Source organism: Rhodobacter sp. SGA-6-6, from assembly GCF_011043545.1.
GTDB lineage: Bacteria > Pseudomonadota > Alphaproteobacteria > Rhodobacterales > Rhodobacteraceae > Pseudogemmobacter.
In genome coordinates this window covers 260,978-275,985 of record NZ_JAAKGP010000005.1, presented here as the reverse complement: position 1 = coordinate 275,985, position 15,008 = coordinate 260,978, and the positions used below count along the sequence as shown (strand labels likewise).

The 15,008-nt window shown below is 71.4% G+C and carries 20 protein-coding genes; 10 read left to right on the top strand and 10 right to left on the bottom strand.

Features of this window, described 5'->3' with window-relative positions; genetic code table 11:
* Positions 1-5: 5 nt before the first annotated feature.
* The 6 genes from G5B31_RS11935 (at position 6) to G5B31_RS11910 (ending at position 5,471) form a co-directional block, all read left to right on the top strand.
* Entirely contained in the window at positions 6-710 is a 705-nt protein-coding gene (locus G5B31_RS11935) for a GntR family transcriptional regulator (RefSeq protein WP_205911910.1), read from the top strand.
* On the top strand, positions 707-1,180 hold the full coding sequence (locus tag G5B31_RS11930; RefSeq protein ID WP_165017845.1) for a DUF3830 family protein: 474 nt from the start codon (positions 707-709) through the stop codon (positions 1,178-1,180). Before G5B31_RS11935 ends, G5B31_RS11930 begins: the two co-directional genes overlap by 4 nt.
* On the top strand, positions 1,177-1,521 hold the full coding sequence (locus G5B31_RS11925) for a TIGR04076 family protein (RefSeq protein WP_165017843.1): 345 nt from the start codon (positions 1,177-1,179) through the stop codon (positions 1,519-1,521). The genes G5B31_RS11930 and G5B31_RS11925 overlap by 4 nt, the downstream gene beginning before the upstream one ends.
* Positions 1,518-2,570 carry an aldo/keto reductase gene (locus tag G5B31_RS11920; protein ID WP_205911909.1) on the top strand — a complete coding sequence of 351 codons (1,053 nt, stop codon included), beginning with the start codon at positions 1,518-1,520 and terminating at the stop codon, positions 2,568-2,570. Before G5B31_RS11925 ends, G5B31_RS11920 begins: the two co-directional genes overlap by 4 nt.
* An 85-nt stretch (positions 2,571-2,655) precedes the next feature.
* On the top strand, positions 2,656-3,906 hold the full coding sequence (locus G5B31_RS11915; RefSeq protein WP_165017841.1) for an ABC transporter substrate-binding protein: 1,251 nt from the start codon (positions 2,656-2,658) through the stop codon (positions 3,904-3,906).
* Between the two features lie 119 nt (positions 3,907-4,025).
* The gene (locus G5B31_RS11910) at positions 4,026-5,471 is read left to right on the top strand and encodes a cobyric acid synthase (RefSeq protein ID WP_205911908.1); all 1,446 of its coding nucleotides are present in this window, start codon (positions 4,026-4,028) and stop codon (positions 5,469-5,471) included.
* A 305-nt stretch (positions 5,472-5,776) separates the two neighbouring features.
* Here the strand turns inward: G5B31_RS11910 and G5B31_RS11905 are convergent, their stop codons facing one another.
* From G5B31_RS11905 to G5B31_RS11890, 4 genes are all read right to left on the bottom strand, one after another.
* On the bottom strand, positions 5,777-6,616 hold the full coding sequence (locus G5B31_RS11905; protein WP_165017838.1) for a fumarylacetoacetate hydrolase family protein: 840 nt from the start codon (positions 6,614-6,616) through the stop codon (positions 5,777-5,779).
* 325 nt (positions 6,617-6,941) lie between these two features.
* Entirely contained in the window at positions 6,942-7,628 is a 687-nt protein-coding gene (locus tag G5B31_RS11900) for a 5-formyltetrahydrofolate cyclo-ligase (RefSeq protein ID WP_165017835.1), read from the bottom strand.
* Positions 7,628-8,641: a nitronate monooxygenase family protein gene (locus tag G5B31_RS11895; protein WP_165017833.1), complete on the bottom strand. Its 1,014-nt coding sequence runs from the start codon at positions 8,639-8,641 to the stop codon at positions 7,628-7,630. Before G5B31_RS11895 ends, G5B31_RS11900 begins: the two co-directional genes overlap by 1 nt.
* Positions 8,638-9,012, bottom strand: coding sequence for a DUF488 domain-containing protein (locus tag G5B31_RS11890; protein ID WP_165017829.1), 375 nt, complete (start codon positions 9,010-9,012; stop codon positions 8,638-8,640). Before G5B31_RS11890 ends, G5B31_RS11895 begins: the two co-directional genes overlap by 4 nt.
* Before the next feature lie 152 nt (positions 9,013-9,164).
* Here G5B31_RS11890 and G5B31_RS11885 point away from each other — a divergent pair, with 152 nt between their 5' ends.
* Both G5B31_RS11885 and G5B31_RS11880 read left to right on the top strand, forming a co-directional pair.
* A complete protein-coding gene (locus G5B31_RS11885; protein WP_165017826.1) occupies positions 9,165-9,590 on the top strand; it encodes an Rrf2 family transcriptional regulator in 426 nt (141 codons plus the stop codon).
* 110 nt (positions 9,591-9,700) lie between these two features.
* Positions 9,701-10,000 (top strand): I78 family peptidase inhibitor, encoded by a 300-nt coding sequence (locus tag G5B31_RS11880; RefSeq protein ID WP_165017823.1) that lies wholly within the window; start codon positions 9,701-9,703, stop codon positions 9,998-10,000.
* Between the two features lie 2 nt (positions 10,001-10,002).
* Here the strand turns inward: G5B31_RS11880 and G5B31_RS11875 are convergent, their stop codons facing one another.
* Together G5B31_RS11875 and phhA are read right to left on the bottom strand one after the other, a co-directional pair.
* Positions 10,003-10,308, bottom strand: a complete 306-nt coding sequence (locus tag G5B31_RS11875; protein WP_165017820.1) for a 4a-hydroxytetrahydrobiopterin dehydratase — start codon at positions 10,306-10,308, stop codon at positions 10,003-10,005.
* Positions 10,305-11,096, bottom strand: a complete 792-nt coding sequence (gene phhA, locus G5B31_RS11870; protein WP_165017818.1) for a phenylalanine 4-monooxygenase — start codon at positions 11,094-11,096, stop codon at positions 10,305-10,307. The genes G5B31_RS11875 and phhA overlap by 4 nt, the downstream gene beginning before the upstream one ends.
* Positions 11,097-11,219: 123 nt before the next feature.
* Between phhA and G5B31_RS11865 the strand changes: the two genes are divergently transcribed.
* Positions 11,220-11,687 carry an Lrp/AsnC family transcriptional regulator gene (locus G5B31_RS11865; protein ID WP_165017815.1) on the top strand — a complete coding sequence of 156 codons (468 nt, stop codon included), beginning with the start codon at positions 11,220-11,222 and terminating at the stop codon, positions 11,685-11,687.
* Between the two features lie 2 nt (positions 11,688-11,689).
* Here G5B31_RS11865 and G5B31_RS11860 read toward each other — a convergent pair whose 3' ends face one another.
* The 4 genes from G5B31_RS11860 to G5B31_RS11845 form a co-directional block, all read right to left on the bottom strand.
* Positions 11,690-12,376 (bottom strand): MOSC domain-containing protein, encoded by a 687-nt coding sequence (locus G5B31_RS11860; protein WP_165017812.1) that lies wholly within the window; start codon positions 12,374-12,376, stop codon positions 11,690-11,692.
* Complete coding sequence (locus tag G5B31_RS11855; protein WP_165017809.1) at positions 12,373-12,831, bottom strand: redoxin family protein; 459 nt, start codon at positions 12,829-12,831, stop codon at positions 12,373-12,375. Before G5B31_RS11855 ends, G5B31_RS11860 begins: the two co-directional genes overlap by 4 nt.
* Before the next feature lie 49 nt (positions 12,832-12,880).
* Positions 12,881-13,612 carry a hypothetical protein gene (locus tag G5B31_RS11850; RefSeq protein WP_165017806.1) on the bottom strand — a complete coding sequence of 244 codons (732 nt, stop codon included), beginning with the start codon at positions 13,610-13,612 and terminating at the stop codon, positions 12,881-12,883.
* Between the two features lie 74 nt (positions 13,613-13,686).
* A complete protein-coding gene (locus G5B31_RS11845) occupies positions 13,687-14,310 on the bottom strand; it encodes a MarR family winged helix-turn-helix transcriptional regulator (RefSeq protein ID WP_165017803.1) in 624 nt (207 codons plus the stop codon).
* Positions 14,311-14,438: 128 nt separating this feature from the next.
* Between G5B31_RS11845 and G5B31_RS11840 the strand changes: the two genes are divergently transcribed.
* Positions 14,439-14,819 (top strand): putative zinc-binding protein, encoded by a 381-nt coding sequence (locus G5B31_RS11840; RefSeq protein ID WP_165017799.1) that lies wholly within the window; start codon positions 14,439-14,441, stop codon positions 14,817-14,819.
* Positions 14,820-15,008 lie beyond the last annotated feature (189 nt).

Sequence of the window (15,008 nt, the reverse complement as noted above, 5' to 3'; positions counted from 1 at the left end):
GTCGGATGGGACAGGAGGCCGGGATCGCCCTGGCGCCGGTGGGGCGGGAAACCGTGCAGGACCGGGTCTATACCGAACTGCGCCGCGCGCTGATCACCGGGCTGTTCGCGCCCGGGCAGGTGCTGACCATCCGCCAGCTGGCCGATGCGCTGATGACCTCCACTATGCCCGTGCGCGAGGCGCTCGGCCGGCTGATCACCGAACAGGCGCTGGAGGCGCTGCCCAGCCGGCAGATCCGGGTGCCGGAGGCGACGCCCGGGCGGCTGGACGACATCCTGCGCGCCCGCATCCTGATCGAGGGCGAGGCGGTGGCGATGGCCGCGCCGCGGATGACCCCGGACCTGATCGCCACCCTGCGCGGCCATCTGCGGGAATGGGAGGCGCTGCGGCTGACCACCAGCCCCGAGACGATGGACCGCGAGGCGGCGCTGAACCAGGCCTTCCACTTCACCATCTACCGCGCCTGCGGCTCGGAGGTGCTGCTGCCGATGATCGAAAGCCTCTGGCTGCAATCCGGCCCCTGCACCCGCGCGGCGATCTTCGCCTTCTCCGAGGCCGGCGAGCACGACACCGCCAGCTTCCACCGCGCCCTGCTGTCGGCGCTGGAACGGGGCGACGCCGCGGCGGCGCGGGCGGCGCTGGTGGCCGACATCAGCCGCCCCTTCGCCTATCTGCGCGAGAAGCTGGCAAGGACCGGAGAGATGGCATGACCCGCAGCATCCTGATTTCCGAAGCGAAAAGCGGCCTCTCCGTCGCCGCCGCCCTGCTGGAGGACAAGGCCCCGGCCAATGCCGCCTTCCTCTGGCGCTATCTGGAAACGCCCCGGGTGGTGCCCTCGATCCATGCGATCTGGACCGGCCCGGAAATCTCCTGCCCGATCCCGCCCTCGCATCTGGGCGACGAGCCTGCCCTGCCGCCCGAGAACGCCACCCTGCACCCGCAGCCGGGCGACGTGGTGCTGGCCTATGTGCCGGCGCGGATGTGGGGCGGCAACCCGGACCCGGTCTTCGACATCGGCCTCTTCTACGGCCCCGGCGCGCGGATGCTGTTCCCGATCGGCTGGCTGGCGGGCTCGGTGGTGGCGCAGGTCGCGGCGGAGGACCGCGCCGCGCTGGCCGCCGCCTGCGGCCGCATCCGCCAGACGGGGGCTTGCGAGATCACCTATCGGAGGGCGGAATGACCGACGAGTTCGAGCTTTACGACCTGCGGGTCGAGATCACCGCCCCCGAGGGCGCGCATATCTACTGCGGCACCCCCGGCGACTGGTTCGAGCTGCGGGGCGAGCAGCTGCACCTGCCGCCGGGGCAGAGCTTCTCGATCTATTCGCTGTCGGCGATCCTGCCGCTGCTGCCCGCCAAGCAGCGCGTCACCCATCCCAACGACTGGATGACGTCGGACGCCGAGGTCGCCTGCCCCGACCCCAACTGCCCCTCGCGGCTGCGGATCACCCGGCTGGGCAAGCGCCGCTTCAGCCATGCCGAGACCACCGCAGTTCCCCTGCCCGAAGGACCGCAAGAATGACCGTGCCGACGATCACCCTCCGCCCCGGATACGACATCTCGCGCGTGCTGCGCGGCGGTTGGCAGCTGGCGGGCGGCCATGGCGCGGTGGACCCGAAGGCCGCCGTCGAGGACATGATCGCCTTCGCCGAGGCCGGGATCACCACCTTCGACTGCGCCGACATCTACACCGGCGTCGAGGAGATGATCGGCGCCTTCCGCACGGAATACGGCAACCGCCACGGCGCCGAGGCGCTGGCGCGGATCAGGGTCCACACCAAACTGGTCCCCGACCTGTCACGGCTGGCCGATTGCGACCGCGCTTACGTCCGCGGCATCGTCGAGACCTCCTTGAAGCGGCTGCGGATGGAGCGGCTGGATCTGGTGCAGTTCCACTGGTGGGACTATGCCGTGCCGCGCTACCTGGATGCCGTCGGCTGGCTGGACGAGCTGCGGGTCGAAGGCAAGGTCGCCAACATCGGCGGCACCAATTTCGACACCGCGCGGACCGAGGAGATCATCGCCGCCGGGGTTCCCTTGCTGTCGATGCAGGTGCAGTATTCGCTGATCGACCGCCGGGCCGAGGGGCTGCTGGCGCAGTCGGCGCAGAGGAACGGCTTCTGGATCCTCTGCTACGGCACCGTGGCGGGCGGCTTCCTCGGCGACCGCTGGCTGGGGAAACCGGAGCCGAAGGGCGAGTTGGAGAACCGCTCACTGACCAAATACAAGCTGATCATCGACGATTTCGGCGGGTGGGAGCTGTTCCAAGCGCTGCTGCAAACCCTGCGCCGCATCGCCGACCGCCACGGCAGCGACATCGCCACCGTCGCCTCGGCCGCCATGCTGGACCGGCCGGCGGTGGCGGGGGTCATCGTCGGGGCCAGGAACCGCGACCACCTGCCCCGCAACCTCGCCATCTGCGCGCTGCGGCTGACCGATGCCGACCGGGCCGAGATCGCCGCGGTGCTGGCCCAGGGGCACATCCCCGAGGGCGACACCTACACGCTGGAGCGCGACCGCCACGGCCGCCACGGCCAGATCATCAAATACAACCTCAACGCCGAAGCCTGAGCCATCAGCCGCCCGGCCAGGCCCGGCCGCGGCGGCGCATCGAACAAGGGCCGAGACCCGAAATCCAACGAGAGAGGACGACCCCATGAAACGCATCCTTCTCGCCAGCGCCGCCGCGCTGGCGCTGACGCCCGGGCTGGCAGCAGCCTGCGAGATCACCGTGGGCCTGGTGCTGGAACTGACCGGCCCGGCCGGCGAATACGGCCAGGCCAGCGCGAAATCGGTCGAGATGGCCTTCCGCGACCTGAACGAGGCCGGCGGCGTCGCCGGCTGCACCCTGAAGACCGATACCCGCGACAGCCAGACCCAGGCCAATGTCGCCGTGGACGCGGCGACGCAACTGGTGCAGGTCGAGAAGGTCCCCGCCATCATCGGCGGCGTGATCAGCCCGATGTCGATCCCGATCCTGACCTCGGTCACCGCGCCGGCCGGGGTGCTGCAGGTCTCGCCCGCCTCCTCCTCGCCGACGCTGACCGCGCTCGGCCGCGAGGGCAAGACCGGCGGCGTCTTCTTCCGCACCATCACCTCGGACGCGCTGCAGGGCGTGGCGGCGGCGCAGTTCGCCATCGACCGCGGCTTCAAGAAGATCGCCATCATCCACCAGAACAACGACTTCGGCGTGAACATGGTGAAGGAATTCTCCGACCCCTTCACCGCCATGGGCGGCACCGTGGTCTCGGTCACGCCCTACAACGGCAAGCAGTCCTCCTATGCCTCCGAAGTCACCGCGGCGATGGCGGCGGGCGAGATCGACGCGCTTTACCTGGTGTCGGACCCGGTGGACGGCGCCACCATCGCCCGGACCTGGATCAGCCAGGGCGGGGTGCAGAAGTTCCTGCTGAACGACGGCATGAACAGCGAAGACTTCATCGGCGCGGTCGGCAAGGAATACCTGGGCGAGGCCTTCGGCACCTCCTCGGGCACCGATCCGACCGCCTCGACGGAATATTTCAACGCCAATTACAAGGACTTCTCCGGCATCGACCCCGCCGCGCCGGCCGCCGACCGCTCCTATGACGCGGGCGCGCTGGTGGGCCTGGCCATCGCCATCGCCGGCGGGCCGGACCGGGCCAAGCTGCCCGACGCGCTGCGCGCCGCCGTCGATCCGGCGGGCGAGCCGATCTATGCCGGCAAGGAGGAATTCGCCAAGGCGCTGGCGCTGATCGCCGAGGGCAAGCCGATCCGCTACGAGGGCGTCATCGGCCCGGTGCATTTCGACGACTACGGCGACATCGCCGGGCCGTTCCGGCTGTGGCAGATCGTCGACGGCGTGGTGACCACGGTGGGCGAGATGTCCACGGACGACATCGAGGCGGTGAAGGCCAAGATCAAGTAAGGGCCCGACGCGGCCCCCGACGGCGGCGCCCCGGCGCCGCCGTTCGCGTTTCCGCCCTCCCGCCATGGACAGCGCCCGGCTTCCGGTCCAGAAAGGCCCCGCGCCGCCACGGAGGGGACATGCCCGCGCTGATGATCCAGGGGACCGGCTCCAATGTCGGCAAGTCGCTGATCGTGGCCGGGCTCTGCCGGGCCGCCCTGCGGCGGGGGCTGAAGGTGCTGCCCTTCAAGCCGCAGAACATGTCGAACAACGCCGCGGTGACCGAGGACGGCGGCGAGATCGGCCGGGCGCAGGCATTGCAGGCGCTGGCCTGCGGCGTCGCCCCGCACACCGACATGAACCCGGTGCTGCTGAAGCCGGAAACCGACGTCGGCGCGCAGGTGGTGGTGCAGGGCAAGCGGCTGACCACCACCCGGGCGGCGGAGTATGCGGCGCTGAAGCCCGGCCTGATGGGATCGGTGCTGGAAAGCTTCCGGCGGCTTCAGGCGCGCGCCGATCTGGTGATCGTCGAGGGCGCGGGCAGCCCGGCCGAGGTGAACCTGCGGGCGAACGACATCGCCAACATGGGCTTCGCCCGGGCGGCCGGGGTGCCGGTGGTGCTGGCGGGCGACATCGACCGCGGCGGGGTGATCGCGCAGATCGTGGGGACGCAAGCCATCCTCGACCCGCAGGATGCCGCGTTGGTCGCGGGCTTCTTCGTCAACAAGTTCCGCGGCGACCCGCGGCTCTTCGACGACGGTTATCGGATGATCGCCGACCGCACCGGCTGGCCGGGCTTCGGCGTGGTGCCGTGGTTCCCTGGCGCCGCCCGCCTGCCGGCCGAGGATGCGCTGGACCTCGCCGGCAACGGCATCGGCGGGCCGGTCAAGGTGGCCTGCCTCGCCCTGTCGCGGATCGCCAATTTCGACGATCTCGATCCGCTGAAGCAGGAGCCGGGGCTGGCGGTGGAGATGGTGCTGCCCGGCCGCGCCATCCCGGGCGACGCCCGGCTGGTGATCGTGCCGGGGTCGAAATCCACCCGCGGCGACCTCGCCTTCCTGCACCAGCAGGGCTGGGACATCGACCTGCTGGCGCATCGGCGGCGGGGCGGCCACATCCTCGGCATCTGCGGCGGCTACCAGATGCTGGGGCGCTCGGTCTCGGACCCCGGGGGGATCGAGGGGCCGGCGGGCGAGACGCCGGGCCTCGGGTTGCTGGACGTGGCGACGGTGATGACGGCGGACAAGCGGCTGACCCGATCGGCCGCCGTGCATCGCGCCAGCGGGCTGCCGGTCTCGGGCTACGAGATCCACATCGGCCGCACCGAAGGCCCGGACTGCGCCCGCCCCTTCGCCCTGCTGGAGGGGAGGCCCGAGGGCGCCACCTCGCCCGACGGGCGGGTGACCGGCAGCTACCTGCACGGGATGTTCGCCGACGACAGCTTCCGCGCGGCCTTCCTCGCCGGCCTCGGCGCCTCGGCCTCGGGCCTGGCCTATGCGGCGGGGGTGGAGGCGGTGCTGGACGATCTCGCCGACCATCTGGAGGCGCATCTGGATGTGGGCAGGCTGCTGGGATTGGCGCGGTAGGCTCGGGCGGGGACAGGCGAGGCACTGCCTCGCCCCGCCCGTGCGGGACATGTCAACCGGAGACGGTGGCAGCCCTGAACCCCGAGAGGCCAGCGCCCGACCCGGCGGGCGAGAAGCGCTTGGCCCAAGGGCGGGGCGTGCGCTGGCCGGGCCTTTGGGGCCCGGCCGGGAGGGTTGCAACGTCGCGCTGTGGCGAAGGCGACGGCCTTCGCCAAGGACACCGCGGATGGCGGGGTGAAACCCCGCCCTACGGGCTTTCCACCGTGAGCGTAGGGCGGGGTTCACCCCGCCGACGCTGCGTCCCCTCACCCGTCCGCCACGCAAAGCTGCCTTTGCCGGCCCAGGCCCTCGATCCCCAGCTCCACCACCTCGCCGGGCTTCAGGTAGCGCGGCGGCTTCATCCCCAGCCCCACCCCGGGGGGCGTGCCGGTCGAGATGATGTCGCCCGGATGCAGGGTGAAGAACTGGCTGAGATAGGAGACCAGGAAGGCCACGCCGTAGACCATGGTCCTGGTCGATCCCTGCTGCATGGTCCGGCCGTCCACGGTCAGCCACATGTCCAGCGCCTGCGGGTCCGGCACCTCGTCCTTCGTCACCAGCCAGGGGCCGGTCTGGCCGAAGTTGTCGCAGCTTTTCCCCTTGGTCCACTGGCCCGCGCGTTCGGCCTGATAGGACCGCTCCGACACGTCGTTCACCACGCAATAGCCGGCGACATGGTCCATCGCCTCGGCCTCGGTCACGTATTTCGCCGGCTTGCCGATGACGACGGCAAGCTCCACCTCCCAGTCGGTCTTGACCGAGCCGCGGGGGATGATGATCGGGTCGTCGGGGCCGCAGATCGCCGAATTGGCCTTCAGGAACAGCACCGGCTCGGGCGGCACCTTCAGCCCGCTTTCGGCGGCGTGGTCGGCGTAGTTGAGGCCGATGCACATGAACTTCCCCGTCCCGCCGACGCAAGCACCGAGGCGCGGGTTCCCTTCCACCAGCGGCAGCGTCTCCGGGTCCAGCGCGGCGAGGCGGTCCAGATGCACCAGCACCTCGCCGGCGATGTCGCCGACGATGCCGCTGAGGTCGCGGATGCGGCCCTCGCCATCCAGAATCCCCGGCTTCTCCGCCCCGCGGGGCCCGTAACGCAGCAGTTTCATTCCGATTTCCCTGTCGTGGCGGCGAAGGCCGCGCGTTCCGCCGCCCATGTGAGCCCGCCCGGCGACCCCGCGCAAGACCTTTCCGCCGCTGTGCGTCCGGGCGGGATCAGGCGAGGCACTGCCTCGCCCCCGCCCGTGCGGATGGGTTCACCCGGAGACATTGGCGGCACGAGACCGGGAGAGGCCAGCGTCCGCCCGGGCGGGCGAGAAGCGCCCGCCAGGGGGCGGGCGGGCGCTGGCCGGGCCATTGAGGCCCGGCCGGGCCAGGTTGAGATGGTGCGCTGTGGCGAAGGCGATGGCCTTCGCCATGGCCGCAGCCCCGGCCTCAACCCGGCCGGGAAATCTCCTGCACCCCCTCCTCGGTGACGATGCGGTCCAGCGGGATGTCGTGCGGCTGCGGGAAGATGCTGCCGATCCGCGCGGCGGACAGGCCGATGCCCACGGCCATCGGCTTCCGCGCCGCCAGCGTGCGGTCGAAATAGCCGCCGCCGTAGCCGAGCCGATACCCCTGCCGGTCCCAGCCGACCAGAGGCGCAAGGGCAAGGTCGGGCTGCACCGTCTCGGTGGTCGTCGGCACCGGAATGTTCCAGTCGCCGCGCACCATCGGGTCGCCGGGCTTCCACGGGCGGAAGACCAGCGGCGCGAAGCGGGTCTCCACCACCGGCAGGGCGGTGATCGCGCCGCGCTCCGCCAGCGATGCCAGCCAGAAGCGCAGGTCGGGCTCGGCCTTGATCGGCCAGAAGCCGGAGATCACCTTGCCGCGCACATCGGGCAGCAGCTCCTCCAGCACCCGGTCCAGCCCGGCGGCGATGCCCTTCGCGATGGCCTGGAGTTCCGTCACCGGCAGCGCGGCGCGCATCGCCAGCAATTCGGCACGTTTCGCCTTCCGCCAGCGCGCCACGTCCACCGCCTGCTGCGGGTCCACCGCCAGCGGGTCGAAGTAATCCGGCGCCACCTCGCCCGCCATGCAGGGCGGCGAAGCGTAGGAGGATTGCGGCTTGTCGTCACTCATCATTTTCCCTCCAGCCGGTCCAGCACCGCCCCGGCCTCGGCCACGATCCGCCGCAGCCGTTCGGCGGCGGGGGGGATGTCGGTGATCGCCCCCACCCCCTGCCCCGCGAACAGCGCCATCGCCTCCAGGTCGCCGGTGGTGATCCGCAGCGGCGAGTCGGTGCTGTAGCGCAGGATCGGCCTTCCGCCCTCGTCGGCGATGGGTTCCCTCGGCAGGCGGTCGGGATCGTGGCCGGTCAGGTCGAAGCCGAGCGCCCGGGTCACGCTGTTGGCGATGACGCGGACGGCGGCATGGGCGGGCCAATTCAGCACGTAGATGTCGGTATAGACGGTATCCGCCGGCCCGGCCTCCGCCACCCGCTGCTTGTGGTAGTCGTGCGCGAAGGACTCCTGCGTGGCGAGGAAGGCGGTGCCGAGATGCACCCCCTGCGCCCCCGCCGCCAGCGCCGCCACCAGCCCGGCGCCCGAGGCGATGCCGCCCGAGGCCACCACCGGCACCTTCGCCGCGCGGGCGACCAGTTCCACCAGTTGCAGCATCCCGGTGGTGCCATGGACATGGCCCCCCGCCTCCACCCCCTGCGCCACCAGCATCGCGGCGCCGGCATCCTCGGCCTGACGCGCGGCCTCCAAGGTGCCGACCTGATGGATCACCCGGGCACCCTGCGCGATGACGCGGGCGATCACCGCGGGCACCACGTCCCAGAAGAAGGAGAAATCGGTGACGCCAAGGTCCAGGCAGGTGCCGATCTGGCGGTCCAGGAGCCCCGGCTCGGTGGCCGAGGGGATCACGTTCACCGCGAAGGGGCGCGTCGTGGCCGCCCGCAGCGCCTTGATTTCGCTTGCGATCAGGCCCGGGTCCTCGCGCACCATGCCCAACTGGGCATAGCCGCCGGCATTGGCCACCGCCGCCGCCAGTTCCCAGCGGGAGACGCCGCCCATCCCGGCCAGCATCACCGGCACCTCGCAGCCCAGCAGGTCGCAAAGCGGGGTCTTCAGGCGGGGATGCGGGGTCATCGGCTGGTCTCCATCGCGTCGGTCAGGACATCGCGCAGCACGGCGGCATGGCTGCGTTCGGGGTCGCGCGCCGCGGTCAGCAGCACCACCGGCCCCTTGCGGCACCAGTCGAGGCAGTGCGCCACCGCCTCGGGCATCGACTCCAGCTGGTCCCGGTAGCGCTTGCGGAAGTCCGGCCAGCGGGCCTCGGGCTCGGCGTGGAACCACTTGCGCAATTCGCTGTCGGGGGTGACCTGCTTCGGCCAGCCGTCCAGATGCAACTCGGCCTTGGCAATGCCGCGGGGCCAGAGCCGGTCCACGAGAAGCCGCGCGCCTGCGGGGAGATCGGCGTCGTAGACCCGGGCCAGATGGATCGGGAAGCGCAGGGTCATCGCCTGCCCCGCCGGTAGGCACCACAGGAAGGGTGGCTGAGGGACAGCATATCCTCCTCCTTCCCCGGCCCTGCGCCGCAGGGAAACTCGGGGGTTGCCCAAGGGGTAGGCCGATGAATAGGTATTGTAAATACCCATTCAGGGGACCGAAGATGCGGCTGACCTCCTTCACCGACTACGGGCTGCGGGCGCTGATGCGGATGGCCGCCGCGCCGGAGCAGATGCTGTCCACCGCCGAACTGGCGGCCGAGCTGCGGATCTCGCGCCACCACCTCGGCAAGATCATGCAGGTGCTGGCGCGGGCGGGTTATGTCGCCACCCGGCGGGGCGGCGGCGGCGGGGCGATGCTGGCCCGCCCGGCCGGCGAGATACGGCTGGGCGATCTGGTGCGACTGCTGGAGCACGGGCAGGCGCTGGTGGAATGCTTCGCCGAGGGTGGCGGCGATTGCGTGCTGACCGGCGACTGCCGGCTGAAGCACCGGCTGCGCGCCGCCGAGGAAGGCTTCCTGCGCGACCTGAACCGCTCCACCCTGGCGCAGATCGCCGCCCCGGCGCGGGGCTTCGCGCTGGCGGAATAGGCGGGCAGCTGCCGGTTCGACCCCACGCCACGGCCCCCCGGCATTGCCCGCCCCTGCCCCGGCTTCTATCTGTTGCCCGGAAACCTCCTGCACAGCAAAGGAACCGACCGATGAAACCGGATCGCCTTGCCGCCCTGGCCCTTGCCGCCGCCGCCACCGCCGCCCTTGCCGGCTGCGTCGAAGACAGCCCGGCTACCCCGGACCCCACCGCCGCCTGCCGGCCCGACGATGCCGCCAAGCTGGACGGCAAGGCCGCGCCGAGCGACGCGAAGATCATGGAACTGACCGGCGCCAGCACCGTCCGCCGGGCGACGGAGGGCCAAGCGCTGACGATGGACTACCTGCCCTTCCGCGTCACCGTGGTGACCGACGACAGCGGCACCCGGATCATCCGCGCCTCCTGCGGCTGATCTCAGGCCAGGATACGGTCCAGCCGGGCCGCGGCGTCGAGGTCGCGGCCGGTCAGGCCGCCGGCCTCGTGGCTGGTGAAGGCGATCTCGCACCAGCCCCAGCCGAAGCCGACATCCGGGTGATGCCCCAGCGTCTCGCCCAGCCAGGCCGCCAGATTGGCCAGCTGCACGGCGCGGGCATAGCCCTTGACGGTGAAGCGGCGCAACAGCCGGTCACCGTCCAGCCGCCAGTCGGGATGCAGCCCCTCCAGCGAGGGATCGTCCAGCACCCCGCCGATGCCGCAGCGGCCGTCGGAACAGGCGGTCATCCCGCCGCCTTCGCCGGAAACTTCGGCGCGTGCAGCCCCAGCTTCCGCGCCTGCGCCACATCGGCCAGCAGGTCGCGGCCGGCGGCGGCGAACAGCTCGTCCAGATCGCCGATCACGAAATAGACCGGCTGCAGGATGTCGATGCGATAGGGCGTGCGCAGGATGTCCAGCACGTCGAAGGGCCGCAGCTCCGGCTTGCCCGAGGTCGCCCAGTCCAGCTCGGCCACCGAGGAGGCCAGCCCCGACCCCAGCCCCTTGATCGCGCCGCCCTCGCGGATCAGCCCGAACTCGATGGTGAACCAGTAGAGCCGGATCAGCCAGGCATAATCCGCCTTGTCCGCCGCCAGCCCGGCCCGGCCGATCGCCTGACTGAAGGCGGCGAAGCGGGGATCGGTCAGCAGCGGGGTGTGGCCGAAGATCTCGTGGAAGATGTCCGGCTCCTCGATGTAGTCGAAATGCTCGCGCCGCCGGATGAACGAGGCGGCGGGGAAGGCCTGGTCCGCCAGCAGGGCGAAGAAGCGGCCGAAGGGGATCAGCGCCGGCACCGGCTCCACCCGCCAGCCGGTGGCGGCGCGCAGCGTGGCCGAGACCTCGGCGCATTGCGCCACCCGGTCGGCGGGCAGCGCCAGCCGGGCCAGACCGTCGAGATAGGCCGAGGCCATGTGCCGCCGCACCGCCGGCAGCTGCCGGGCCAGCAGGTCGCGCCAGACGGCATCTTCCCCGGCATCGTAGGGGATATGGCCGGAGGCGTCCGGCAGGCGGGCCTGATAGGTGGTATTCTTGGGCATCGCGGGGTCCTCCTCTCCGGGATCATGATGCCGCGACGGGGGTGAAAATGCTTGCCGGAGATGTTGGAAATCCGCGCCGTCCCGGCATAGGATTTCGCGGAACATCGCCAACAGGGGAATCCCATGCCCGCCGTCGATCTGGACCCGACCGACCGCCGCCTGCTGCGGCTTTTGCAACGCGATGCCCGGGTCTCGACCCAGGACCTGGCCAAGGCCGCCGGCCTGTCGACCTCGCCCGCCTGGCGGCGGCTGAAGCGGCTGGAGGACCTGGGCGTGATCCGCGGCCATGTCGCGCTGCTGGACCCGCGCAGGCTGGGGCTGGAGACGCTGGCCTATGTCCAGGTCACCCTGACCGACCATGTCGAGGCGACGGTGGCGAAGTTCGACGCCTTCGTCCGCGACCAGCCCCGGGTGCTGGAATGCGCCCGCATCGCCGGGGCCTTCGACTACATGCTGAAAGTGATCTGCACCAACACCGAGGACCTGGAGGAATTCTTGATGCGGCATCTGCTGGCAATGGACATCGCGCGCACCTCCTCGACCAGCTTCGTGCTGCGGCAGATGAAGGCGACGACCGAGCTGCCGCTTTGACCTCACGCCCCCGGCGTGTCGATGCGGCGCGACCAGTCCTCGGTCCGGCCGCTGTCCAGCCGGGCCAGCGCGAGACGGCGCCAGCTGTCGGGCAGGCCGGGCAGCGCGGCGAATTCCGCCAGATCGGCGCGGTTCAGCCGGTCGTGGTAGAGCAGGTGGCTGGTGCGAGCCAAGGTCCAGCGCGGGTTGGGGCGGGCCACCAGCGCGGCGCGGTCGCCGGCGGTGATGGTCCCCGGCTCCAGCACCCGGAAATACCAGCCGCAGCGGCCGCTCTCCTGCACCCGCCGCGCCATGTCGGGGCGGCCGAAGCGCAGGTTCAGCTTCCAGCAGGGCTGCCGGCCCTGGCTGACCTCGACCAGCGCGCCGCCGAGGCGGAAACGGTCGCCGAGGCAGACGGCGCTTTCATCCGCGCCCTCTACCACAAGGTTCTCGCCGAAGGCTCCGGGGCGGAACCGCCCGGCCTTGTCCGGCATCTCCGCCGCCCAGAGGGGATAGTTCGACAGGGCATAGGCGTGCAGCGCCTTGTCCGGCCCGCCGTGGTGGCCGCGGTCGGCCTGCTCGTCGCCCGCCAGCCCCTCCGGCCCGGCCATGACCGGCCCGGAAACCGGGGCCTTGTCGATGGCGCTGGTGCCCGGGCCGAAGGGCCGCGCCGGGCCGACCCGGACCTCGGCGACGGTGAACTCCGTCATGCCCCCTCCAGCATCAGCTGCATGATCTCGGCCCCCACCGCCATATCCGGGACCTGCCCGAGGTGCCGCGCCCGCATCCGGCCCTGCCGGTCGAACAGGATCAGCGTCGGCGTGCCCTCCAGCCCCCACTCCGCCATGGTCCGCGGCATCGGCCCCTGCCCCGCCGCATCCACCGCCACCGGAAAGCGGATGCGGTATTCGTGCAGGAAGGCCTTCAGCGCCACCGGAGTCATCGCCGCGTGATGCTCGAACACCGAATGCAGGCCGATCACCATCACGTCCTCGGGCCGGAAGGTCTGGCGGATGCGCTGCGCCTGCGGCAAGCCGTGGCTGACGCAGCCGGGGCAGAGCATCTGGAACGCCTCCACCGCCACGACGCGGCCCTTCAGCCCCGCCAGCCTGGGCGGGTCGTCGGTGTTCAGCCAGTCCGAGGCCTGGATCGCGGGGTCGGTCATGTCGTCCTCCTGTCTGGACGGCCGCGCGGGGGACGCGCGGCCGCAAGGGTCAGTCGACCTTGCCGGGCAGGCTCAGGTCGCCCGAGGCCACGTCGAACACATCGGTCACGCAGAGAAGCGGCGCATGGATGTTGGCGTCCACCCGCAGCGCCGCGGTCACGCCGTCGAAACTGGCGCCCTTGACCGCGCCGATGTCGGCGAAGGGGACGCGCACGCTGACGGTCCGGTCCCGGAACACCGGCGACCAGCCGGGGCTGTCGATCAGGATCGGCAGGCCGGGCCATGTCGCCGGCAGCGGCGGCGTTTCGCCCTCGGGGATGTCGATCACCTTCAGCGCGCCCTCCCCGCAGGTCGCGTCGGGCCCCAGCACCACCCAGTGGCTGTGCCAGCTGCCGCCGTCGTCGCCGGCATCGTTGCTGCCGTTCTCGTCGAAGAGCGGCGTGTCGTCGAAATCCGGGTGGAGGGTGACGGCGAAGGCGAGGATGCCCGCTTCGGGCGCAAAGCCCGCGGCGGCGGGGTCCAGCGAGGTCGGCCAGACGTAGGAGTAGACCGTGGCACCGCCGAGGTCGCCGGTGGCCTCCGGCGCGGTGGCGCCCGGGGTGCCGGCCACGTCCATGGTGAAGGTGGCGATGTTGCCTTCGGTGGCGATGGCGGCGGCCACGATGTCGAAATCGGCGATCCCGGCGGTGCCGGCTTCGGTCTCGATCCCGTGCGCGAAGGCGGGGCCTGCCAGCGCAAGCGGCACGGCGAGGAGATGGCGCAGGCGCGGTTTCCGTGACATGATGAGGGGCTTCCTTTCGTCAGAGGGGTTGCAACCGGGCGTCCGGGCCGTTGCCGCGGCTCCGGGCGCCCAACTCAGGCCACGGCGGCGAAGCGCGCCAAGGCAAGGGCGCGCTCCTCTTCCGCGGCTTCCCCGTGGTCGGCGCAGGCGAGCCGCAGGGCGGCATCGCCGAAGGCGGCGTCCACGAAGGCGCAGTGATGCGGCCGGGCCGCATCGTCATGGGCATGGGGGCGGAAGTGGCGGCAGGTCAGGCACATCCGCTGCACCGGAATCGCGCCTGCCTCCTGCAAGCCGCGGATCACCAGCGTCAGGCCCCGCAAGAGCCCCGCCCGGTCGGGCTCGGACAGGCCGTCCAGCACCGGGGCGATGGCCTCGGGCATGTCGGGCAGCCGGGCCTCGGCCCCTGCTCCCTGCGGCGTCAGCGCCACCCGCGCGGCGCGGCGGTCCTGCGGGTCGGGCCGGCGCTCCACCAGCCCCTTGGCGGCGAGGGTGGAGACCGCATCGGTCAGCGTCGGCGCCGAGACGCCAAGTCCGCGGGCCAGATCGCCGCTGCGCAGCGGCCCGGCGGCCAGCTGCGACAGGATCTCCGCCTGGGTCGGCGTCAGCCCCTGCGCCCCCGCCGCCCGCCACCCCGCCGCGCGCCAGTAGAGCGCGAGGCGGGACATTGCATGGGCGATGTTTTCGGCGGCGGCGGACATGGCGACTCCTCCTGCGCCATTTATATTAGGATTCCTAACTAATAGCAAGACTACCCCTGCGACGCCTTGTCCATCGACATCGGGACGGTCCTGTGCCGGAATTGCGGCAGCAAACCTCCGGTCCCGCCATGTCCTCCCGCGCTCATCTGCCCCTGGTCTATTCCTGCTCCGGCTGCTCCAGCGCGGCGCAGATGGCGAACTGGCTGGCGGTCGCCTTGGACCGGCGCGGGCTGGCCGAGATGTCCTGCATCGCCGGCGTCGGCGGCGACGTGCCCAAGCTGGTGCGGGTGGCCACCTCCGGCCGCCCGATCATCGCCATCGACGGCTGCGCGCTGGCCTGCGTGAAGAACACCCTCGCCCGCCACGGGGTGGCACCTTCGGAGTATCACCTGCTGTCCGACCACGGGGTGAGGAAGCGCTACCAGACCGACTTCGACCCGGAAGAGGCCGAGCGGGTGCTGGAGGAGATGGCGGAAGCGCTGGCGGCGGAAGCGGCTGCGCGGGGTTAGGTTAGAATTCGGCGTTCGTCTGCCCGGCCACTCTGGCGAAGGCGCGTGCCTTCGCCACAGCGCACCGCTTCCCCTTGTCCCGGCCGGGCCTCCAAGGCCCGGCCAGCGCCCGCCCGCCCCTCGGCGGGCGCTGGCCTCACAGGGGCTCGTGCCGCCACCGTCTCCGATTGAACCGCTGCGCACGGGCGG